The organism is Acinetobacter sp. UBA3025 (assembly GCF_002367915.1).
GTDB lineage: Bacteria > Pseudomonadota > Gammaproteobacteria > Pseudomonadales > Moraxellaceae > Acinetobacter.
In genome coordinates, this window is sequence record NZ_DFDO01000241.1 from 1 (window position 1) to 5,222 (window position 5,222).

The 5,222-nt window shown below is 43.8% G+C and carries 4 protein-coding genes; 3 read left to right on the forward strand and 1 reads right to left on the reverse strand.

Annotated elements, in window-relative coordinates; translation table 11 throughout:
* A partial coding sequence (locus B4J23_RS10185; RefSeq protein ID WP_291360428.1) for an MFS transporter occupies positions 1-948 on the reverse strand: 948 nt, incomplete at its 3' end.
* A gap of 968 nt (positions 949-1,916) precedes the next feature.
* Between B4J23_RS10185 and B4J23_RS10190 the strand changes: the two genes are divergently transcribed.
* Genes B4J23_RS10190 through B4J23_RS10200 form a run of 3 tightly spaced genes read left to right on the forward strand, consistent with a single transcriptional unit; the run spans position 1,917 to position 4,828 of the window.
* Positions 1,917-3,044: a Re/Si-specific NAD(P)(+) transhydrogenase subunit alpha gene (locus B4J23_RS10190; RefSeq protein ID WP_034170850.1), complete on the forward strand. Its 1,128-nt coding sequence runs from the start codon at positions 1,917-1,919 to the stop codon at positions 3,042-3,044.
* Between the two features lie 11 nt (positions 3,045-3,055).
* Positions 3,056-3,379 (forward strand): proton-translocating transhydrogenase family protein, encoded by a 324-nt coding sequence (locus B4J23_RS10195; protein WP_004783638.1) that lies wholly within the window; start codon positions 3,056-3,058, stop codon positions 3,377-3,379.
* 3 nt (positions 3,380-3,382) lie between these two features.
* Complete coding sequence (locus B4J23_RS10200) at positions 3,383-4,828, forward strand: NAD(P)(+) transhydrogenase (Re/Si-specific) subunit beta (RefSeq protein WP_159123084.1); 1,446 nt, start codon at positions 3,383-3,385, stop codon at positions 4,826-4,828.
* Positions 4,829-5,222: the final 394 nt, after the last annotated feature.

The following is a 5,222-nucleotide window of genomic DNA, read 5'->3' on the forward strand; positions in this document are numbered from 1 at the left end:
TCCGATCTCTAAGTTAATCAGGGCATAACCCAGAATATAACTGAGCAGGGACACGCCACCAAAATATAAAAATAGCCAGCTTCCTGCCAGAATTGAACAGCCAATCCAGGTCAGGATCTTGATATAGCCACGATCCGCCCATTTGCCAATAACTTGAGTCGATAGCGCACCAAAAACACCAACCAAGGTTACTAGGCCCACCATCACATCAGAAAGATGAAAAGGTTTCTGGGTCAGCAGCAGGGCAATGGTTGAAAACAGCATGCTCATGGCTGCAAAGGCACATGCACCAATCAGGGAGCGTAAGCCCAGTCGCGGTTCCTCACGCAGTAGCATACCCATGGATTTAAAAATTGCTGCATAGCTGATTCGCATACGCGGCATGCTGGGTAATTGTCCTTTTAAGTAAAAGCCCAAAACCAGCAGTGCCATACTACTGAGCGCATAAATGGTTTTCCAGTGAAACAGGTCTGAAAGCAGTCCGGCAATACTGGTCGACAATAAGATACCGACTAATAAGCCACTCATGAGAAAACCGACCACTTCTCCGGTTTTTTCAGGTCGGACAGCCATCGTAGCTAAAGGAATCAGAATCTGGGCAGCAACAGAAAATAGCCCGGCAATAATAGTCCCCACCCAGAGCATCGGCAGGTTGACTGCTGTGGCACAGATCAGCAAGCCTAATGCGGCACCAAACATCAAGAAAGGAATGAGTCTGGACTTATTCAGCATGTCTCCCAAAGGCACAATAAACAGCAGGCCCAAGGCATAAGACACCTGCGCAAAGGTCACGGTCAGCGCCACTTGGGATTCTGGTACCTGATAATATTGCTGAATTGAGGAGATAAGCGGTTGGCAATAATAGTTTGCACCTGCACATAAACCACATGCGATCGCCATCAGCCATAACAGGGATTTATTTTGACTGATATCGAGAGGAGGAGACATGGCAAGTACCTTAAGCTCAGGGAGAATTTTTATAAAGAACATCAAAGATGATGCAGAAGTTGCAGGCACTATAGGCGAAAACCCATCAGGATAAAAGTAGAAAAATAGTGCAAAGTGCTCGAACTCATAGAAGAGAAATGCCACAAAAAAGTACTTTTCTGGATTGATAAGAGATGAAAATTCGCTAGAAATTTAACTTTTTCACTTAAGAAAATGTACGTGAAAGCGCTTTGTATTAAGTCATCTCATTTAAGACCAAGTGACAGAGATCAATCTGAATCAGTGATTGCCCAAAATTGGTGCAAAATGAAGAGTTCGTAAATCTAACAGTGGACTGAGTATTAATATAATAAATGTTGCAGAATATTTTTTTCACCTATTTCAGGCAAGTCTTAAGACTTGAGCTGAATAAGTCAAGTAAGTGAATCCCAAATCAATTTTTTCATCATCAATTCATATTTTTTATGAGTGAAAAATGAAAAAGTTATAGGAAAACAGTATTTTTTGATCTTAAAAATGAATATTCCAAAGTAGATTAAATTTGTCAAAAAGGTCAAAAACAGAAAACTGCCCTAGAAAAGTGCCTTAATTTAGGCTTTATCAGTTCATTTGAAATAAAGATTTGCTGAGCAGAAAAAATGAAATATCTGTCAGAATAATCAATGTAACAAAATAAAACAAAAAGTAATCTAATAAAAAATAACCAAGAAAACAGTCATCGTTCAAGAGAATGAATATCGTTTATAAATTCAGCAAATCAAAATAATCAGGCTCAACTAATAAATGCTATATGACAGCATCATTTTTATGAATCGTCAGTTCAAAATATGGGTATTTATTAAATAAATAATAGGTAGTAATTTCTAGAAGTTTAATTAGAATCCAAAAATTCAACAAAAACACATCCTGAGGGGAAGCACCGTAAATCACGGTGTTTACTTAAGAAAAAATTAGCTTGAGGGACGCTCATGCAGATTGGAATTCCAGCCGAAACTGTCGTCGGTGAAAATCGCGTCGCTGCGACGCCTGAGACAGTAAAGAAATTGATCAGCGCTGGTCATAGTGTGGTGATCGAACGTGGAGCAGGTGTTAAAGCTGCTTACATCGACAGTGCCTATGAGCAAGTTGGTGCCAAAATTACGGATGATGCCTACACCGGTAGCCAGATAGTTTTGAAAGTTCGTGCACCGAAGGGTGAGGAAATTCAAAAGCTGTCAGCCAACACCACGGTTGTAGCGATGTTTGACCCATACCGCAATACCGAGCTTGACCAGTTCGCGGCACAGAATGTGTCTGCATTTGCTCTTGAGCTTTTGCCACGTACTCTATCACGTGCGCAAAACATGGACGTATTGTCTTCGCAAGCGAACCTTGCAGGTTATAAATCAGTGCTTTTAGCTGCTGCTGAATATCAGCGCATGTTCCCTATGCTGATGACAGCGGCAGGTACGGTAAAACCGGCTCGTGTCGTGATCATGGGTGTCGGGGTAGCAGGCCTTCAAGCAATTGCAACAGCGAAACGCCTGGGTGCAGTCGTAGAAGCAACTGACCTTCGTCCGACTGCCAAAGATCAGGTTGAGTCTTTGGGCGGTAAATGGCTAGACGTACCGATGTCTCCTGAAGAGCAGGCACGTGCTGATGAAGCAGCTAAAAACGGTTATGGCTGGATGCCAGGTGAACAGTACATCAAGGATCAGGCAGCGATTGTCGATAAAGCGGTATCGAATGCCGATATCGTGATTACCACTGCCTTGTTACCAGGTCGTGATGCACCACGCTTAATCCGTGCTGAAACTGTAGCCAAGATGAAACCAGGCTCAGTGATTCTGGATATGGCAGTGGAATCAGGCGGTAACGTTGAAGGTTCTAAGTGCGGCGAAACTGTTGTGACTGAAAACGGTGTGAAAATTCTGGGTGTTCCGAATATTCCATCAACGGTATCGACTGAAGCTTCAGCGCTATATGCACGTAACGTCTATAACTTTGTTGAAACACTTTTTGATGCAGACAAGAACTTTGTCCTGAATCAGGAAGATGAAATTCAAAAAGCCCTACTTGTCACTCACGGCGGCCAAGTGCTGTTAAAACGTGGTTAAGGAGCAGACTCATGGTTGAAACAATTACGATTTTCGTCCTGGCCATCTTCGTGGGTTACTACGTGGTTTGGGGGGTAACACCAGCACTACATACGCCATTGATGGCGGTGACCAATGCCTTGTCTTCGATCATTATCGTGGGCGCAATGATTCAAACTGTTGGCCTGCCAATGGTGGGCGTTGAAGGCAGCGTGGATTTCCAGACCATTAACGTGGTGAGTGTACTGGGGGCAATCGCAGTATTTCTGGCGAGCATTAATATTTTCGGTGGCTTTGCCGTGACTGCACGTATGCTAGAAATGTTCAAACCTAAGCAAAAGAAAAAAGAGGGTTAAACCATGGAATTTATTCGAGAGTATGCGGATTGGTTCTACCTGATTGGCGCCGTTCTTTTTATCTTAACGCTACGTGGTTTATCTGGTCCTAAAACTGCAATTGCAGGTAACCGCTACGGTATGATCGCCATGGCGATTGCTGTAGTGACCACATTCTTTGTTGCTGAAAATCCAGTAGTCTGGATGATTCTTGCAGCAATGGCAGCCGGTGCGGTGGTGGGAATTGCGCGTGCACGTACTGTACCAATGACCCAGATGCCAGAAACTGTGGCACTCATGCACTCACTGGTGGGTCTGGCTGCGGTACTGATTGCAGTTGCGGCAATTATCCATAACAACAAGCTGGTTGAATTGGGCCCGGACCTGTTAGCTGCAAATGGTGTGACTTTCCATGAAATGAGCAAGGTTCACCTGTTTGAACTGTTTGTGGGCTGTTTTGTTGGTGCGATTACCTTTACTGCTTCTGTATTTGCATACGGTAAGCTGGCTGCAAAGAAATGGGCAAAAACCATTTCAGGTGGCTGGGTAAAACCGGTTCAGGCTCTGATCTTTATTGCAATGCTGGCAGCAGGGATTCACTTCTTCCTGACAGGTAGCATGACATCTTTCTGGGCAATGACTGGTCTTGCGCTGGCATTTGGCTGGGTATGGATTGCGCCAGTTGGCGGCGGTGATATGCCGGTTGTGGTTTCGCTGTTGAACTCATTCTCAGGCTGGGCAGCAGCGGGGATTGGTTTCACACTGGAAAACAACATGCTGATCGTTGCGGGTTCGCTGGTTGGTTCTTCAGGTGCGATTCTGTCTTACATCATGTGTAAAGCGATGAACCGTTCAATCATCAATGTATTGTTTGGTGGTGCGATGGGTGGTGCAGCTGCGCCGACAGCTGCTGCGGGTGCACAAGTGCAACGTAACTACCGTTCAGGTTCTGCAGATGATGCTGGCTTCCTGATGTCAAATGCAGACAGCGTTGTCATTGTACCGGGTTATGGTATGGCGCAAGGCCGTGCACAAAACGCAGTCAAAGAACTGGCAAACTTGCTGAAAGAGCAGGGCGTGACTGTACGTTTTGCGATTCACCCGGTAGCTGGTCGTATGCCAGGTCATATGAACGTATTGCTTGCAGAAGCTGATGTTCCTTATGAAGACATTCTGGAAATGGATGAGATTAACTCGGACTTCCCGGCAACTGACGTAGTGCTGGTCATTGGTGCAAACGATGTCGTAAACCCGGCTGCAAAAGACGATCCGAACTCACCAATCTATGGCATGCCAATTCTGGAAGCTCATAAGGCACGTACCATCATGGTCATCAAGCGTTCTATGGCGACCGGTTATGCAGGTCTGGACAATGACTTGTTCTATAACGACAAGACCATGATGATTTTCGGTGATGCGAAGAAAGTTGTGGAAGATATGACTAAAGCGATTAATGGTACAGGTCACTAAGACTTTCCATTCGCTGGATCATCTTAAATCCTCCTTTTAAAAGGAGGATTTTTCTATTTAAATAAGAGAGAAATTTTCCCTCCTATATAAAAGATTAAAAGATGAATCGGGAAGAATTACAAAATAAAATTAGCTACGGTGTTTTATTTTTAGAAAATTGGTCTGGATAAAATTGCAACAAAACGTTTAAAAAATAGGCTGACTGATTAAATCTAATCGAAAAGCGAATTTATTAAAGTTGCTGATCCATGAATTTCCTTTTTGATTTAAATCAAAGGATATAAAAAAAAGCGACCTACATAGGTCGCTTTTTTTGAATATTCGATATTTATGCTACAGAATCTGCAGGATTGCGCCATAGGCTTTCTAGGTCATAGAATTTACGCGCTGTAGG